Here is a 15,572-nt window from a genome sequence, read left to right as displayed (position 1 = left end):
TTGTCAAAGCAAGATTCGGGCCACTGTTAATTCCAACCCAAAAATTACCTGAGATCGATTTCAACTTTAGCAATACTAATTTCTTTATATAACTCATCTTCTTCCTTTTTCTTGCATTTATATAGAACTTCTTCCATATTTTCGAACTTATCAGAGTAAACATAGTACGATAGACTGTTGATATTGAAAAAGAAACTTGCGTTAAAATCACCAGAATCAATAAGTTTCATAATAAACTTATCTCTTAGTGTTGCGTCTGTAAATATACCCAAAACTAAGTAATACCCATTCGAAACTTCTTTAAGATTATCAAAAACTTCAACGTTTACAGTTTTGTCCTTTCTAAGCGGATTTTCTTTTAGTTCACGTTTCATTTCTTCTAACGAAAGCGTTTTTGAGTTTTCAGAAGTACCCAATTTGCTTTTATTTTTAATTGCCTCATCCTGATACTTTTTCAATTTTACCAAAGCCAATTTATCATCAAATTTCCTTGCTTCCATACTATAATAAGAAGCCTTGCTGATGTGTCTTTTTACTTCAATTTTTTTCTGAATATCTAGCGAATCAATTTTTGCAATTAATAACTGATTCTGTGCATCACCTTGCTCCTGCTCAATTTTGTAGCGTTTAATTTCTTCCAAAGAAAGTCGTTGCTGAATTGAAGTGATGTTATTATTTTTTTCGCTTTCGCGGATTTTCTTCTTGTATTCCTGATTTTCTTCAACAGCAATTTTTTCTACTTTATTCATCAAACCGGCGTATGCTTTTCGGTTTTCAGCCAATTCTTTTTTCAGCTGAGAAGACAATTCGCTTGTTTTTCCGATGCTCTCATACGATTGTTTTTCCAAACGTTTAGATTCATCGACATTCAAAATATCCATGCGTTTTAATTCAACCAAATCATTATTCATTGTATTTACCAAAGAATCTAATTTTGCCATTAAAATCTCCTGAACATTTTTATTAGCTTCTAAAACCAATCGAAGTTTTTCAACCGAATTTTCTTTAGAACCATTCATATCATTCAGATTCACTTTTAAATCATTGATTTTTATAATCTTCTGATTCATTTCTTTCTGAATAACCAATCGGTCTTTTAAATCATCAATTTCAACTGTTTTTGCTTTTGTTTTTTCAACCACAACTTGCTTTTCGGCAAGAGCCAGCATCAATTCTTCGCTTTCGTTTGCAGGTTTAATTGCTGCCGTGTTGATGGCCAATTTATTCCCCACAACTAATCCATTTACAATTTCTGGATTTTGAGATTCCAGCTGATCAATTGAAATTCCATATTTTTTGGAAATCGAAAATTTAGTTTCTTTTGACTCAACCACATGAAAAATCGTTTCCTGATTAATCACACGAACTCTTCCGTCTAATGTTTTTCTCTTATTCGGAATTGCAATCGTCTGGCCAATCTGCAATCCGTTTTGCAATAGATTTTTATTGAGATCTTCTAAATCTTGAACCGAAACATTATATTGTCTGGCAATACTGAATAATGATTCTTTAGCCACAACAAGATGCGAGCTTTTTGAAATAGTTGTATTTTCTGTTTTAGAAGAATTTGAAGTATTTTGTGGAATAATTAATTCCTGACCTATTTGAAGTCCGCCAGCAAGAATTTCTTTATTCACTTCCTGAATAGCTTCTTGAGAAACATTGTACTTTTTTGATAAAGCATAAAGTGTTTCTTTTGCCAAAACGGTGTGAATAATTTGAGAATCTAATTTTGGTTTTTCTGAAGAATGAACTGGAATCTTTATTACTTGATTGTCTTTGATTCCGTTTTGTGATTCGGGGTTGAGTTTGTAGATTTCATCAACCGAAACCTTATATTTTTGGGCTATAAAATAAGCGGTTTCTCCCTTTTGAATTTTGTGCTCAATAAATGAATCTTGTGCAGTTATTCTGTTAAAAGACAAAACAAAGACAAGAAAAAACGTTAAAAATTCTCTCATAAATAGTAGGTTTTAAAAAATTAAGGCATTACAAATGTAATGCCTTAATTTGAAAAATCTTACTATTCCCACTCAATTGTTGCAGGTGGTTTTGAACTTATATCGTAAACCACGCGATTCACGCCTTTTACTTTATTTATAATGTCGTTCGAAACTTTCATCAAGAAATCATAAGGTAAGTGAACCCAGTCAGCCGTCATACCGTCTGTAGATTCAACCGCTCTAAGCGCAACTACTTTTTCATAAGTACGCTCATCTCCCATTACACCAACACTGTTTACAGGAAGCAAAATTGCTCCAGCCTGCCAAACTTTGTCGTATAATCCCCAAGATTTTAATCCTTCGATAAATACAGAATCTACATCTTGTAAAATTCTAACTTTCTCTGGCGTAATATCTCCTAGAATTCTGATTGATAATCCAGGTCCTGGAAAAGGATGTCTTCCTAATAATTCAGGATCTATTCCTAAAGTAGCACCAACTCTACGAACTTCGTCTTTAAACAACATTCTAAGAGGTTCTACAATTTTTAATTTCATATAATCTGGCAATCCACCAACATTATGGTGCGATTTAATTGTAGCCGATGGCCCTTTTACAGAAACCGACTCAATTACGTCAGGATAAATAGTTCCTTGTGCCAACCATTTTACGTCTTCGATTAAATGTGATTCATCATCAAAAACTTCGATAAATACACGTCCGATAGTTTTACGTTTGGTTTCAGGATCACTGATATCAGCAAGTTCAGAAAGAAAACGATCTCCGGCATCAACACCTTTCACGTTTAATCCCATTCCTTTATATTGATCTAAAACGTTTTGGAATTCGTTTTTACGTAAAAGTCCGTTGTTTACGAAAATACAGTAAAGGTTTTTACCAATTGCTTGATTCAATAGAACCGCTGCAACAGTAGAATCTACTCCTCCTGATAATCCTAAAACTACTTTATCATTTCCTAGTTTCTCTTTTAACTCAGCCACCATTTCTTCAACGAAAGCATTTGGTGTAAAGTTTTGAGGAACTTCGGCAATTTTAACTAAAAAGTTTTCCAACATTTTTGATCCATCTGTAGAATGGAAAACTTCTGGATGATATTGAATACCGTAAGTTGTTTCGCCTTCAATTTTGTAAGCAGCAAATTCTACATCATGCGTGCTTGCTAATTTTACAGCATTTGTTGGAAGTCCTTTGATACTATCGCTGTGGCTCATCCAAACTTGACTGTTCTCTGAAACTCCATCAAAGAAAACTTCGTTCTCCTTAATATAAGATAAATTTGCTCTTCCGTATTCTCTTGTGTTTGAAGCTGCTACTTCTCCACCGCTAAAGTGTGCCAAGTATTGCGCTCCATAACAAACTGCCAACATTGGAAGCTTGCCACGAATTTGAGATAAATCAGGATGCGGAGCGTCTTCTGCACGAACAGAAAATGGGCTTCCTCCTAAAATTACGGCTTTATAAGGTGATAAATCACTAGGGAAGTGATTGTAAGGGAAAATTTCGCAGAATATATTTAATTCGCGAACTCTACGCGCAATAAGCTGTGTATATTGCGATCCGAAATCTAAAATAAGTACGTTGTGTTGCATGCGCAAAAATACTTTTTATTCTCGAAATTGAAAAATCGGAACGTTGAAAAAATTATTTTTTTTTCATTTTAGTTGCTAATATACTAAGTTCCTAAGGTTCTGAGTTTTCTTTTATACCTTAAAAACAAAAAAACTTAGAATCTTAGAACCTTAGCAACTTAGTATCGTCGCAAAAAAATCCAAAATCTAAAAAATTTCGTATGTAACGAAAAACCCAATTTAAATTTAACTATGAAATCAAAATTTATTGCCCTGACGCTAGTAATGTCAATCTTTTTAACCTCTTGTGATGCTGTTGATGATTTATTGACGTTTAACATTTCAAATGAAACTTCAATAAAAATCCCAAGCACTTCACCTATTAATTTACCTTCGGAAATTATCACTCCGGAAGTAACGACAAATTCATCTGCCGAATTTGAAAATAACAAAACTAAAGCTAGTCTTGTGAAAGATGTAAAACTGAGATCGCTAAAATTATCGATTTCTGATCCTTCAGATAAGACTTTTACGTTTCTAAAATCGGTTCATTTGTATATTTCGACTACAAATTCAGACGAAATAGAATTAGCATATCAAGACAATATTATGGCCACAACCAACGTAATTGATTTAATTTGTACCGATAAAAAACTGGATCAATATATAAAAGCAGACAAATATAAAATCAGAACACAAGTTACTCTGAAAGAATCTGTTACTAAAGATGTTACTTTAAAAGCCGCTATGAGCTTTAAAGTTACTGCGGATCCATTTTAATCTAAGGTTCTGAGATTCTAAGATACTAAGGTTCTAAGTTTTTTTTCAAACTTTAATCACTAACTATAAAAAAGAAGGTTCTAATTTTTAGAACCTTCTTTTTTATATATCAATATTAAAATCTCAGAACCTTAGTATCTTAGAATCTTAGCATCTCTAAAAATTATTCTTTAGTTACAACAATAGAAGCTTTAAATCCAGCAGCAAGATTGTCCCAATAATCATTTGTAACCAATTGCCCTTTATCGTCAAATACTTGAATTTCGGCAGTATTTCCTCCAAGGCTTCCTATATTTAAAGCTTCAAAATCTAATTTATTAAATCCGTTAGCCAGATCAATTTTTACATCTTTAAAATTAGAATCCAAAAATATTTGATCCCGAATTACTTTATCATTATTTGAAACTTTTACTAAATCGCCGTCGATTGCTCCAAAATCACGGAACTTCACAATAAAATATTGCGATTTTGTTTTAAAATCACCCAGTGAAATATTCTTTTTCACTAATGTTCCTCGGCCTTCACGAAGTCCAGCATCTTTCAAGGCTTTATCTAAATCTTTTTCCATTTTGGCAATATAACGATCGCCTGGATTTGCAAATTCAGTTTCAGTCGACATCGTAAATTTGCTTTTTTCTTCACCTACCTGAAACTTCGATTTTGTAGTCAAATTGGTATTATCATAAACATTTGGCGTTTTGATACTCGGGATTTCAGCAGTTGGAGCAGCAGGATCGTTAAGATCTGGCATATCTGGAGCCGGCATTTTTTTTGGTTTTGCACCAAATTTCGGAGCTGGAATACTCTTAAATTTAGTACTAAACTCTGTCTGGGCTGATACTGTTGCAGCGGTAAAAAATAATATGAAAAATAAAATATGCTTCATTGAAAAAGTTTTATCGATCTCGCTTTTATAATTTTATAAAATAGTATAGCAAAGCAAAAATAATATAATTTGTTTATGCACTTTAACTTTAAGGATTTTATAACAATAATTTGGGCTAATTTTTAGAATCAAAAAACCTGCCAAATTTCAATATTAAGTTTCCAATAAAAAAACACCAAATTCCAGATGAATCGTTGTTAATCGTTAATTTTTTCTTTTAAAACGAATACAGTATTTTGATTCTTAACAACTTATTCTTAAATTCAAGGTTTTAATTCACGTTTATAAAAAATCAAAAAGATGGATTATATCGACTACTACAAAACACTTGAAATAACAAAAGCTGCAACTGAAGCTGAAATCAAAAAAGCGTACCGAAAATTAGCTCGAAAATATCACCCTGATCTAAATCCGAATGATAAAGAGGCGGAGAAAAAATTCAAGGAAATCAACGAAGCGAATGAAGTTTTAAGCAATCCGGAAAATCGCAAAAAGTATGATAAATACGGAAAAGACTGGAAACATGCCGACGAATTTGAAAAAGCAGGTTATGACCCAAATCAGCAGCAACAGCAATACTCAAGACAGCAAAGCGGACAAGATTTTTCTGGTTTTGGCGGAGATTTTTCAGGAAGTGATTTCTCAGAATTCTTCAATTCGATGTATGGATCTGGACGAAGCAGTCGAGCTCAATCCAAATATAGAGGCCAAGATTTTAATGCCGAATTACAGCTTGATTTAGCACAGGCCTATACAACACACAAACAAAGTTTAACCGTAAATGGCAAAAATATCAGAATTACAATTCCAGCCGGAGTTGAAAATGGTCAGGTTATAAAAATTCCGGGACATGGTGGCGCTGGCGTTAACGGAGGTCCAAACGGCGATTTGTATATTACTTTTTCAATTTCTAATAATTCTGATTTTAAAAGAGATGGAAATAATTTGTATTCCAATGTTGATTTGGATTTATACACTGCAGTTTTAGGCGGAGAAATCAGCATTAAAACATTTGACGGAAAAGTAAAAATCAAAGTTCCAGCCGAAACTCAAACGGGAACAAAAGTCAAATTAAAAGGAAAAGGTTTTCCTGTTTATAAAAAAGACAATCAATTTGGTGATTTATATGTTATTTACAACCTAAAAGTCCCTACCAAATTGTCTGAAAAAGAAAAAGAATTGTTTACCGAATTATCTAAACTAAGAAATCATGAGCAGTAAAAATTTAATCCAAATAAAACAATTTTGTCTGTATCACGAAATTGAAAATACATTTATAAAAGAGCTGAATAATTATGGTTTGGTCGAAATTATTTTTGAAGAAAATGATGAATTCCTAGAACCAGAACAATTGCCTGCAATCGAAAAAATGATGCGAATGCATTATGATTTAAATATCAATTTAGAAGGAATTGATGCCATTTATCATTTGTTGAATAAAATTGAAGTTTTACAGCAACATTTGACAAATACACAAAACAAACTTCGAATTTACGAAGAAGAGGACAACGCATAAACCTTTATTCCTATTTTAAAATATCACAAAAAAGACTGATTTTAAGTGGGATTTCAAACTAAAATGATTCTTTTTCATTGGCTTATTTCATAAATTGCAACGCATTAATTAACCTGAATTTGTTTTTAAAACTGCATAAAACAATTCAAAAAAACTCATAAAATGAAAAGAGAAAACATCTTAACAGGATCACCGTGGGAAGACAAAATGGGATACTGCCGTGCTGTAAGAATTGGTAATATCATTGAAGTTTCGGGAACTGTTGCAATCGTTGACGGCGATAAAGTAAAAGCCGATGATGCTTATGCGCAGACCTATAATATAATCGAACGCGTTGAAAAAGTTTTGGAGGATTTGAATGTGGGAATAAAAGACGTGATCAGAACTAGAATTTTTACAACGGATGTTTCTACTTTTGAAGAAGTTGCCAGAGCGCATTCTGCTTTCTTTAAAGATGTAAAACCTACAACAGGATTTTATGAAATCAGTAAATTAGTTGCACCAGAATATTTGGTAGAAATCGAATTTACAGCTGTTGTACAGTAAAGTTTTTTTTGCCACGACCCGAGCGATAGCGAATAGGCGAAGCAATTGCACGAATTTCCACTAATTATTTTTCTTTTGCCACTCCCGATAGCAATCGGGATAAAAAGATTAAAAATGATTTTTTCTGTTTTAATTCGTGAAAATTCGTGAAATTCGTGGCTGAACTATTTTAGCATTCATTAATGACTTCCCAAAACCCAAAACAATTACTGCTCTCAATTCAAAAATGGATTCTTATCTGTGCTTTAATTGGTATTTTATCAGGATCTGCATCTGCATTTTTTCTTGTTTCTTTAGAATGGGTAACACAATTTAGGATTCAGAACGATTGGATTATCTGGTTTTTGCCTTTCGGCGGATTATTAGTTGGTTTGAGTTATTATTATTGGGGAGAATCTGTAGCAAAAGGCAATAATTTACTGCTAGAAGAATATGAGAATCCACAAAAAGTGATTCCGTTTAAAATGGCTCCTTTGGTTCTTTTAGGAACTTTGCTGACACATTTATTTGGTGGTTCTGCAGGGCGTGAAGGAACTGCGGTACAAATGGGAGGCGCCATTGCTGATCAATTCACCAAAATTTTCAAACTTGACAATTCAGAACGCAAAATTTTAATTATTCTCGGAATCAGTGCTGGTTTTGCATCGGTTTTTGGAACACCTTTGGCAGGCGCTATTTTTGCTTTGGAAGTTTTGTATTTCAGCAAAATCAATTTCAAAAGCATTTTACTTTCTTTTTTAGTCGCTTACTTTGCTTATTTTACAGTAGAATTTTGGGAAATAAAGCATACACATTATAGCATTCCCGTTGTTTCAGAACTTAGTTTCAATACTATTTTTTATACAATAATAATTGGACTTTTATCTGGTTTTGCAGCTTTATTATTTGCAAGAAGCACACATTTTTGGAGTTCGCTTTTCTCAAAAAACATAAAATATCCGCCGCTTCGTCCTGTTATTGGCGGTGTAATTTTATCAATTGCAATTGCGGGTTTCGGGTTCACAAAATTCTCTGGACTTGGCGTTCCCGTTATTGTAGATTCTTTTTCAAATGCAAATCAATGGTATGACTTTTTGCTGAAAATTCTTTTCACCGGATTTACCCTTGGAGCCGGATTTAAAGGCGGTGAAGTAACACCATTATTTTTTGTTGGCGCAACTTTAGGAAGTGCTTTATCGTTAATTATTCCAATGCCAATTGCTCTTTTAGCCGGAATTGGATTTGTTTCCGTTTTTTCGGGCGCAACCCACACGCCTATCGCCTGCACCATTATGGGAATGGAATTGTTTGGCATTCAGCCCGGAATCTTTATTGCAATTGGCTGTACAATTGCTTATTTTTCATCAGGTTCTGTTGGGATTTATAAATCTCAAATTGTAAAAGGTGCAAAATTCAAATTGTATCAAAGATTTAGGAAAGAAGAATTGGAACATCTTTAATTCAAATTCCAACCCGAAGTTTCTTTATAAAATTCCAAATTCTAAAACTAATAACTTATAACTTATAACTCCTAACTCATAACTTAAAAGTGTGTTAATCTATAAAATGATTGCAACATTACATTAAAAAAATGTAAATTCGCACACTATGAAAATACAAGATATTCAGGCAATACAATTGTTGCTTTCTGCCCCAAAGAAAATTGCAATAATCCCACACAGAGGACCAGATGGCGACGCTATGGGTTCAACTTTAGCATTATACCATTTTTTACTTAAAAATAATCATCAGCCAACAGTAATTGCGCCAAATGATTTTCCCGATTTTTTAGCTTGGCTTCCAGGTTCAGAAACAGTAAAAATATTTGAAAAAGATACTGAAAACTGCACCAAAATATTAGAAGAAGCTGAACTGATTTTCACACTTGATTTTAATGCATTTCATCGTACAGGTGAAATCATGGAGCAAACTTTAGCCAAACTAACAGCTCCGTTTATCATGATCGATCATCATCAAAAACCGGATGATTATGCGACTTATATGTATTCTGATACTTCATTTGGATCAACTTGTGAAATGATTTACAACTTTATTTCGTTTTTAAATAAAAAAGGAGATATCGACAAAACCATTGCAACCTGCATTTATACTGGAATTTTAACCGATTCTGGTTCGTTTCGTTTTCCGGGAACAACAGGAAATACACACCGAATTATTGCAGAATTGATTGATTTAGGAGTTGAAAACACCCAAATTCCTGTTTTACTTTTTGACAACAGTTCGTACAGCCGTCTTCAATTGCTTGGAAGAGCTTTGCAAAACATGAAGGTTCTTGAAGCGCATAAAACTTCTTATACTTCGCTAACACAGGACGAATTAGATTCATTTGATTATGTTAAAGGTGATACTGAAGGAATTGTAAATTACGGCTTAAGTATAAAAGGTATTGTTTTTACTGCTATTTTTATCGAAAATAAAGAGGAGAAAATCATCAAAATATCTTTCCGTTCACAAGGCGGATTTGACGTAAACCAATTTGCAAGAGATCATTTTAATGGCGGAGGCCACAGCAATGCCGCTGGCGGAAAATCTCTTTTGTCAATGGAAGAAACGCTGCGTAAATTTGAAGATTTAGTAACTAAACTAACAATTTAACTGTATATGAAGTATTTAAAAATCAGTATTTATACACTTCTTTTTACTATTTTATTAGCCAGCTGTAAACAGCACGAAGAAGCCAGAAGACCGCTTTCGAGAGCGTCGGGTACTTTTATGAAAAAATCGGCTGACCGAAATAAAAAACTAGTAGCCAATGAAGAGGAAGTCATCAAAAAAATTATAAAAAGCAATCCAAAAGTAAAATATTACGCGACCAGAAAAGGATATTGGTTCTTTTATGATGAAAAAAATCCAACCGAAACTTTAACGCCTAAAAAAGGCGATATTGCTTATTTCAACTTAGAAATAAAAGATATTCAAGGCAATATAATTTATTCAGAAGCTGATCTTGGTCCGCAAACTTATTTTGTAGACAAACAAGATATCATGATGGGATTACGTGACGGTATCAAGTACATGCATAAAAATGAAACGGTTACTTTTTTATTTCCATCACACATTGCTTACGGATATCATGGCGACAATAACAAAATTGGGCCAAATGAATCTTTGATGTGTACTGTTACGCTTCGTAATTTTGTTCCAGATCCGGCAGCTCCAAAAACTGCAGCTCCTGCAGGACAAAATACAGCTCAACAAGCTCCAGCAGGACAAGCACCAAAGCCAGTTTCTCCAAAACCAGTCGCTGTAAAACCAGCTTCGCAAATCAAAAAAGACACAGTAAACCCTTAATAAAACATTTTAGAAATGAAAAAAAGTATTTTAGTATTACTATTAGCCGTAACCTCACTTTATTCTTGTAAAGATGAACATAGCAATTTGCCTGATGGTTTATATGCCGATATTGAAACAAACAAAGGACACATCATTGTTGAATTAGATTATAAAAAAGCACCTGTTACTGTAGCAAATTTTGTGACTTTGGCAGAAGGTAAAAACGAATTTGTAACGAAAGATTACAAAAAAGGCAAACCTTTTTACGACGGATTAAAATTCCACAGAGTTATTGAAGATTTCATGATTCAGTCTGGAGATCCTGAAGGAACAGGTTCTGGCGATACTGGATACAAATTTAAAGACGAAATCACAGATTTGAAATTTGATTCAGCTGGAGTTTTGGCAATGGCAAATAACGGTCCTGGAACAAACAGCAGCCAATTTTTCATTACACATGTTGAAACTCCTTGGTTGACAGGAAAACATACTATTTTTGGTCATGTAGTTGAAAAAGGACAAGAAGTTGTAAACCAAGTAAAACAAGACGATACAATTGTAAAAGTTACAATTATCAGAAATGGTGAAGCAGCGAAAAAATTCGATGCTGTAAAAGTATTTGGTGATTATTTCTCAGAAATTGCAAAAGAAAAAAGTAAATATGCTGCTGTTCAAGCAGAAAAAGTTGCTTATTATGCTTCTATTAAACCAAAAGCAACTAAAACGAATTCAGGCTTAGAGTTTGTTATTACTGAAAAAGGATCAGGCAAGAAACCAGCTATTGGAACTCACATTTACATTCACTATGCAGGTTTTCTTGAAGACGGAACTTTGTTCGATTCAAGTATTGCTGATGTGAATAAAACATTTGGAAAATTCGATACTGCAAGAGCAGAACAAAACGGTTACCAGCCACTTGCTTTTCAGGCAGGAAAAAAAGACGGTTTAATCCCTGGATTCATCGAAGGAATTGAGCAACTTTCATTTGGAGACAAGGCAGTTTTGTTTATTCCATCTCATTTAGCATACGGAGCAACTGGTGCTGGAGGAGTTATCCCGCCAAATGCAAATATCATTTTCGAAATTCAATTATTAGAAAAACCACAATAATAAATTAGTTCGCAGACTTAAAATTGAAACAAATGAAATTTAAATTTCTATTATTATTCTGTTTGGCAGTTGTAAATCTTCAAGCACAAACAAAAAAACCGGCAGCAAAACCAAAAGCTACTTCAGCTAAAACTATACCTGCTAAAACAGCCTCAGCTGCAAAACCAGCTGTTCCTACTGATCCAAACGATGGTATTTTTGCAACAATTTCAACTTCAAAAGGTGACATCGTTGTTTCATTAGAATATGTAAAAGCTCCTGTTACAGTGGCTAATTTTATTTCTTTGGCAGAAGGAACAAATCCAAATGTTAAAGTAGAAAGACTAAAAGGAAAACCATTCTATGATGGTTTAAAATTCCACCGTGTTATTAATGATTTCATGATTCAGGGTGGAGATCCAGACGGAAACGGTTCTGGAGGTCCGGGATATTCATTTAAAGATGAATTTACTGAAGAATTGAAATTTGACAAAGGTGGAATTTTAGCAATGGCAAATTCTGGCCCAGCAACAAACGGAAGCCAATTTTTCATTACACATAAAGACACTCCTTGGTTAAACGGAAAACACACCATTTTTGGCCATGTAGTTTCTGGAATGGATAATGTAAACAAAATTGTTCAAGATGACATCATGAACAAAATTACAATTACATGTAAAGGCGCTGCAGCTAAAAAATTTGATGCGGTAAAAGTTTTAGCTGATGATGTGAAAAAAGACGCAGCAAAAAAAGATGAAGCAAAAAAAGTAATCGCAACAAAAGCGGCTTATTTTGCAGCAACTAAAGCAAAAGCAACTACAACTGCATCAGGCCTAAAATATGTGATTACGCAAAAAGGAACTGGTGTTAAAGGAGCTGAAGGATCTACAATATATTTCCACTATGCAGGTTATTTTGAAGATGGAAATCTTTTTGACAGTAGTATAGCTAATGTAGCTAAAGAGTATGGCAAATATGACGCTGGCAGAGATGCTGGTGGAGGATACCAAGCCTTCCCTTTCACAGTTGGAAAAAAAGAAGGTATGATTCCAGGTTTCATTGAAGCTTTAGATATGATGACTGACGGAGAAAAAGCAATTTTCTTTCTTCCTTCAAATTTAGCTTATGGAGAAAAAGGTGCTGGAGGTGTAATTCCACCAAATGCAACTTTAATTTTCGAAATTGAAACTTATAAAAACAAGCCAGTCAAATAATTAATCTGAAAGTTTTATAAAAAACAGAAACCATCAAAGCAAAAGTTTTGATGGTTTTTTCATTTTTTAAAGGTTTTCACTTTTTGAAAAATACACAATTTAAGTCCCTAAAACAAAACCTGAACAATATTAATCTTAATGTTTGCTTCGTATTTCTATTAAATCATAAACAAAATAGCTTACCTTTGCCGGCCTTAATTTTTAAAACAGGAATTTCAGATGTCACAAAACAATGTATTAAAAGGAGTTTTTCTAGTTGCTTTAGGAGCTACAACTTACGGAATGTTAGCCACTTTTGTAAAAATGGCGTATACAGAAGGTTATACTACTGCAGAAGTTACTACTTCACAATTTGTTTTAGGAATAATTGGAATTTTAATAATCAATGCATTTCAGAAAATAAAAAATAAAGGAACTGCTGTAAAAGCTTCATCAAAAAACATTTTCAGTTTGATGCTTGCCGGAACTTCATTAGGAATGACAAGTTTGTTTTACTATTTGGCTGTAAAATATATTCCGGTTTCAATTGGAATCGTTTTATTGATGCAGACCGTTTGGATGGGTGTTTTTCTTGAAATGATTTTAGAAAAAAAACTGCCTTCAAAACAAAAAGTAATTGCCGTTTTTATTGTGTTGATAGGAACTGCTTTGGCTACAAACCTAATCCATGCTGATTTCAAACTGGATTGGAGAGGAATAGTTTGGGGATTATTAGCGGCAGCTTCTTTTACTACAACTATGTTTACTGCCAATAGTGTTGCTACAGAAATTTCATCGGCGCAACGCAGTTTATATATGCTTTTGGGAGGTGCTGTAATTGTGTTTTCTTTTGCATTGGCAACTCAAACAGAAACTTTTAATCTTGCCATTTTCATGAAATGGGGAATTGTTTTGTCTTTATTTGGAACTATAATTCCGCCAATGCTTATGAACGCAGGTTTTCCTTTAACTGGAATTGGTTTAGGAAGTATTGTTTCTGCGCTAGAACTTCCGGTTTCTGTAACAATGGCTTTCATTCTTTTGAACGAAAAAGTAATCTTTCTACAATGGGTTGGAATTGTTTTGATCATTCTTGCCATTATTATTATGAACATAAATTTTAAGGCTAAAAAATAGTCAATTTTGCATAGCTTTAAAAAAAAGCACCTTGTAATGCAATAATTGTTAATTTTTTTTATAAATTCGTGATAAACAACAAGATATCATGAAACAACCTTGGCATTTATATTTAATGGCTTTTTTATATATAATTGCTGGTTTCAATCATTTTAGAAAACCCGGAATGTACATTAGAATCATTCCGCCTGTATTTAAAAACCCCAAATTAATAAATAATTTAAGTGGAGCTGCCGAAATTATTCTAGGTTGCCTCCTATTGCTTCCTTTTACAAAAAGTTTTGCTGCATGGGGAATTATTGCATTGTTAATTGCAATATTTCCTGCCAATTTGTACATGTATCAAAATAAAAAAGCAAGTTTTAATTTACCAAAATGGATTTTATTTATACGTTTGCCCTTACAAATTGTTTTGATTTTTTGGGCATACCAATATACCCTTTAACAATCGAATCTATTAATTTAAAATTACTTAATTATGAAAAAATTATTTGCAGAGTTTTTTGGAACTTTTTGGTTAGTTTTTGGAGGTTGCGGAAGCGCTATTTTTGCAGCGGGAATTCCAGATCTAGGAATTGGATTTGCTGGTGTAGCCTTAGCTTTTGGTTTAACAGTTTTGACAATGGCTTATGCCGTTGGACACATCTCTGGCGGACATTTTAATCCGGCCGTTTCTTTTGGATTATGGGCTGGCGGAAGATTTTCAGCAAAAGACCTTATTCCTTATATTATCGCTCAGTGTATTGGCGCAATTGCAGCGGCAGGCACTTTGTATACCATTGCTTCTGGAAAAGCTGGTTTTGTAATTGACAATACTAAAGCAGGTGCATTTGCATCAAACGGTTTTGGTACTTTTTCACCAGACGGCTATTCGCTTCAATCTGCTTTTATAGCTGAATTTGTATTGACTTTGTTTTTCCTTTTGGTTATTTTGGGAGCTACAGATAAATTTGCAAACGGAAGATTTGCCGGTATTGCAATTGGTTTGGCATTAACTCTAATTCACTTAATTAGTATTCCAATTACAAATACTTCTGTAAATCCTGCGAGATCTTTATCTCAGGCTATTTTTACTGGCGGTGAACCGTTATCTCAAGTTTGGCTGTTTTGGGTCGCTCCTATTTTAGGTGCAATTGTAGCAGGATTCATCTATAAGAATTTACTACAAAATCATGCTGAAGCATAATAACTCAAATACAAACTAAAAAATAAAACATATGGAATTTTTATATTTCTTACTTATAGGGGCAATTTCTGGATGGCTAGCTGGTCAAATTTGGAAAGGTGCCGGATTTGGATTAATTGGCAATATCATCGTTGGAATCATTGGTGGTATAGTTGGTGGTTGGATCGCTGGAAAACTTGGCATTGGTGGAGGCACTCTTCTTTGGCAAATTTTAATTGCTGTTGGTGGCGCGTGGGTTTTACTGTTTATCATTAGCCTTATTAAAAAAGCTTAGACCAAAAGCATCAAAATAAATTAGTTAACCTAATATCTTATAAAGAGAAAAAAGAAGTCTTATTGACCTTTTTTCTCTTTTTTTTTGTCCAATACTTTGCCCTTATTAAACAATACGCATTAAAGCAATAACAAAAATTTACATTTCTTAAAATTAATGT

General features: G+C 33.5%; 16 protein-coding genes. 13 read left to right on the top strand and 3 right to left on the bottom strand.

Features of this window, described 5'->3' with window-relative positions:
- Positions 1–44: 44 nt before the first annotated feature.
- Both RB619_RS01400 and guaA read right to left on the bottom strand, forming a co-directional pair.
- Positions 45–1,961, bottom strand: a complete 1,917-nt coding sequence (locus RB619_RS01400; RefSeq protein ID WP_308093199.1) for a LysM peptidoglycan-binding domain-containing protein — start codon at positions 1,959–1,961, stop codon at positions 45–47.
- A 62-nt stretch (positions 1,962–2,023) separates the two neighbouring features.
- Positions 2,024–3,553 (bottom strand): glutamine-hydrolyzing GMP synthase, encoded by a 1,530-nt coding sequence (gene guaA, locus RB619_RS01395; RefSeq protein ID WP_308093196.1) that lies wholly within the window; start codon positions 3,551–3,553, stop codon positions 2,024–2,026.
- Between the two features lie 231 nt (positions 3,554–3,784).
- On the opposite strand from guaA, the gene RB619_RS01390 reads away from it, so the two are divergent.
- Positions 3,785–4,312, top strand: coding sequence for a hypothetical protein (locus tag RB619_RS01390; protein ID WP_308093193.1), 528 nt, complete (start codon positions 3,785–3,787; stop codon positions 4,310–4,312).
- A gap of 163 nt (positions 4,313–4,475) precedes the next feature.
- Here the strand turns inward: RB619_RS01390 and RB619_RS01385 are convergent, their stop codons facing one another.
- Positions 4,476–5,198: a hypothetical protein gene (locus RB619_RS01385; RefSeq protein WP_308093192.1), complete on the bottom strand. Its 723-nt coding sequence runs from the start codon at positions 5,196–5,198 to the stop codon at positions 4,476–4,478.
- Positions 5,199–5,498: 300 nt separating this feature from the next.
- Here RB619_RS01385 and RB619_RS01380 point away from each other — a divergent pair, with 300 nt between their 5' ends.
- The 12 genes from RB619_RS01380 (at position 5,499) to RB619_RS01325 (ending at position 15,412) form a co-directional block, all read left to right on the top strand.
- Positions 5,499–6,419 carry a J domain-containing protein gene (locus RB619_RS01380; RefSeq protein WP_308093190.1) on the top strand — a complete coding sequence of 307 codons (921 nt, stop codon included), beginning with the start codon at positions 5,499–5,501 and terminating at the stop codon, positions 6,417–6,419.
- Positions 6,409–6,714, top strand: a complete 306-nt coding sequence (locus RB619_RS01375; RefSeq protein WP_308093188.1) for a chaperone modulator CbpM — start codon at positions 6,409–6,411, stop codon at positions 6,712–6,714. Before RB619_RS01380 ends, RB619_RS01375 begins: the two co-directional genes overlap by 11 nt.
- 162 nt (positions 6,715–6,876) lie before the next feature.
- Positions 6,877–7,260, top strand: a complete 384-nt coding sequence (locus RB619_RS01370; RefSeq protein WP_035648901.1) for a RidA family protein — start codon at positions 6,877–6,879, stop codon at positions 7,258–7,260.
- Between the two features lie 182 nt (positions 7,261–7,442).
- A complete protein-coding gene (locus RB619_RS01365; protein ID WP_308093184.1) occupies positions 7,443–8,699 on the top strand; it encodes a voltage-gated chloride channel family protein in 1,257 nt (418 codons plus the stop codon).
- 148 nt (positions 8,700–8,847) lie between these two features.
- Positions 8,848–9,855 carry a bifunctional oligoribonuclease/PAP phosphatase NrnA gene (locus tag RB619_RS01360; protein WP_308093181.1) on the top strand — a complete coding sequence of 336 codons (1,008 nt, stop codon included), beginning with the start codon at positions 8,848–8,850 and terminating at the stop codon, positions 9,853–9,855.
- A gap of 6 nt (positions 9,856–9,861) precedes the next feature.
- Positions 9,862–10,551 carry a gliding motility-associated peptidyl-prolyl isomerase GldI gene (gldI, locus tag RB619_RS01355; protein WP_308093178.1) on the top strand — a complete coding sequence of 230 codons (690 nt, stop codon included), beginning with the start codon at positions 9,862–9,864 and terminating at the stop codon, positions 10,549–10,551.
- 15 nt (positions 10,552–10,566) lie between these two features.
- Positions 10,567–11,643: a peptidylprolyl isomerase gene (locus RB619_RS01350; protein ID WP_308093177.1), complete on the top strand. Its 1,077-nt coding sequence runs from the start codon at positions 10,567–10,569 to the stop codon at positions 11,641–11,643.
- 32 nt (positions 11,644–11,675) lie between these two features.
- Positions 11,676–12,836 (top strand): peptidylprolyl isomerase, encoded by a 1,161-nt coding sequence (locus RB619_RS01345; protein WP_308093176.1) that lies wholly within the window; start codon positions 11,676–11,678, stop codon positions 12,834–12,836.
- A 219-nt stretch (positions 12,837–13,055) separates the two neighbouring features.
- A complete protein-coding gene (locus RB619_RS01340) occupies positions 13,056–13,952 on the top strand; it encodes a DMT family transporter (protein ID WP_308093175.1) in 897 nt (298 codons plus the stop codon).
- An 88-nt stretch (positions 13,953–14,040) separates the two neighbouring features.
- Complete coding sequence (locus RB619_RS01335) at positions 14,041–14,397, top strand: DoxX family protein (protein WP_308093174.1); 357 nt, start codon at positions 14,041–14,043, stop codon at positions 14,395–14,397.
- Between the two features lie 33 nt (positions 14,398–14,430).
- Positions 14,431–15,138: an aquaporin Z gene (gene aqpZ, locus RB619_RS01330; protein ID WP_308093173.1), complete on the top strand. Its 708-nt coding sequence runs from the start codon at positions 14,431–14,433 to the stop codon at positions 15,136–15,138.
- A gap of 31 nt (positions 15,139–15,169) precedes the next feature.
- A complete protein-coding gene (locus RB619_RS01325) occupies positions 15,170–15,412 on the top strand; it encodes a GlsB/YeaQ/YmgE family stress response membrane protein (RefSeq protein ID WP_308093171.1) in 243 nt (80 codons plus the stop codon).
- Positions 15,413–15,572: the final 160 nt, after the last annotated feature.

This window comes from Flavobacterium sp. LHD-80 (assembly GCF_030929605.1).
GTDB lineage: Bacteria > Bacteroidota > Bacteroidia > Flavobacteriales > Flavobacteriaceae > Flavobacterium.
This window is presented reverse-complemented; position numbering and strand designations above follow the sequence as displayed.

Excerpts from the sequence above, each read along its gene's own strand:
- RB619_RS01365 (WP_308093184.1), top strand. The coding sequence starts at position 7,443 with ATGACTTCCCAAAACCCAAAACAATTACTGCTCTCAATTCAAAAATGG.
- RB619_RS01380 (WP_308093190.1), top strand. The coding sequence starts at position 5,499 with ATGGATTATATCGACTACTACAAAACACTTGAAATAACAAAAGCTGCA.
- guaA (WP_308093196.1), bottom strand. The coding sequence starts at position 3,553 with ATGCAACACAACGTACTTATTTTAGATTTCGGATCGCAATATACACAG.
- RB619_RS01345 (WP_308093176.1), top strand. The coding sequence starts at position 11,676 with ATGAAATTTAAATTTCTATTATTATTCTGTTTGGCAGTTGTAAATCTT.
- RB619_RS01360 (WP_308093181.1), top strand. The coding sequence starts at position 8,848 with ATGAAAATACAAGATATTCAGGCAATACAATTGTTGCTTTCTGCCCCA.
- RB619_RS01390 (WP_308093193.1), top strand. The coding sequence starts at position 3,785 with ATGAAATCAAAATTTATTGCCCTGACGCTAGTAATGTCAATCTTTTTA.
- RB619_RS01335 (WP_308093174.1), top strand. The coding sequence starts at position 14,041 with ATGAAACAACCTTGGCATTTATATTTAATGGCTTTTTTATATATAATT.
- aqpZ (WP_308093173.1), top strand. The coding sequence starts at position 14,431 with ATGAAAAAATTATTTGCAGAGTTTTTTGGAACTTTTTGGTTAGTTTTT.
- RB619_RS01325 (WP_308093171.1), top strand. The coding sequence starts at position 15,170 with ATGGAATTTTTATATTTCTTACTTATAGGGGCAATTTCTGGATGGCTA.
- RB619_RS01340 (WP_308093175.1), top strand. The coding sequence starts at position 13,056 with ATGTCACAAAACAATGTATTAAAAGGAGTTTTTCTAGTTGCTTTAGGA.
- RB619_RS01400 (WP_308093199.1), bottom strand. The coding sequence starts at position 1,961 with ATGAGAGAATTTTTAACGTTTTTTCTTGTCTTTGTTTTGTCTTTTAAC.
- RB619_RS01375 (WP_308093188.1), top strand. The coding sequence starts at position 6,409 with ATGAGCAGTAAAAATTTAATCCAAATAAAACAATTTTGTCTGTATCAC.
- RB619_RS01370 (WP_035648901.1), top strand. The coding sequence starts at position 6,877 with ATGAAAAGAGAAAACATCTTAACAGGATCACCGTGGGAAGACAAAATG.
- RB619_RS01350 (WP_308093177.1), top strand. The coding sequence starts at position 10,567 with ATGAAAAAAAGTATTTTAGTATTACTATTAGCCGTAACCTCACTTTAT.
- RB619_RS01385 (WP_308093192.1), bottom strand. The coding sequence starts at position 5,198 with ATGAAGCATATTTTATTTTTCATATTATTTTTTACCGCTGCAACAGTA.
- gldI (WP_308093178.1), top strand. The coding sequence starts at position 9,862 with ATGAAGTATTTAAAAATCAGTATTTATACACTTCTTTTTACTATTTTA.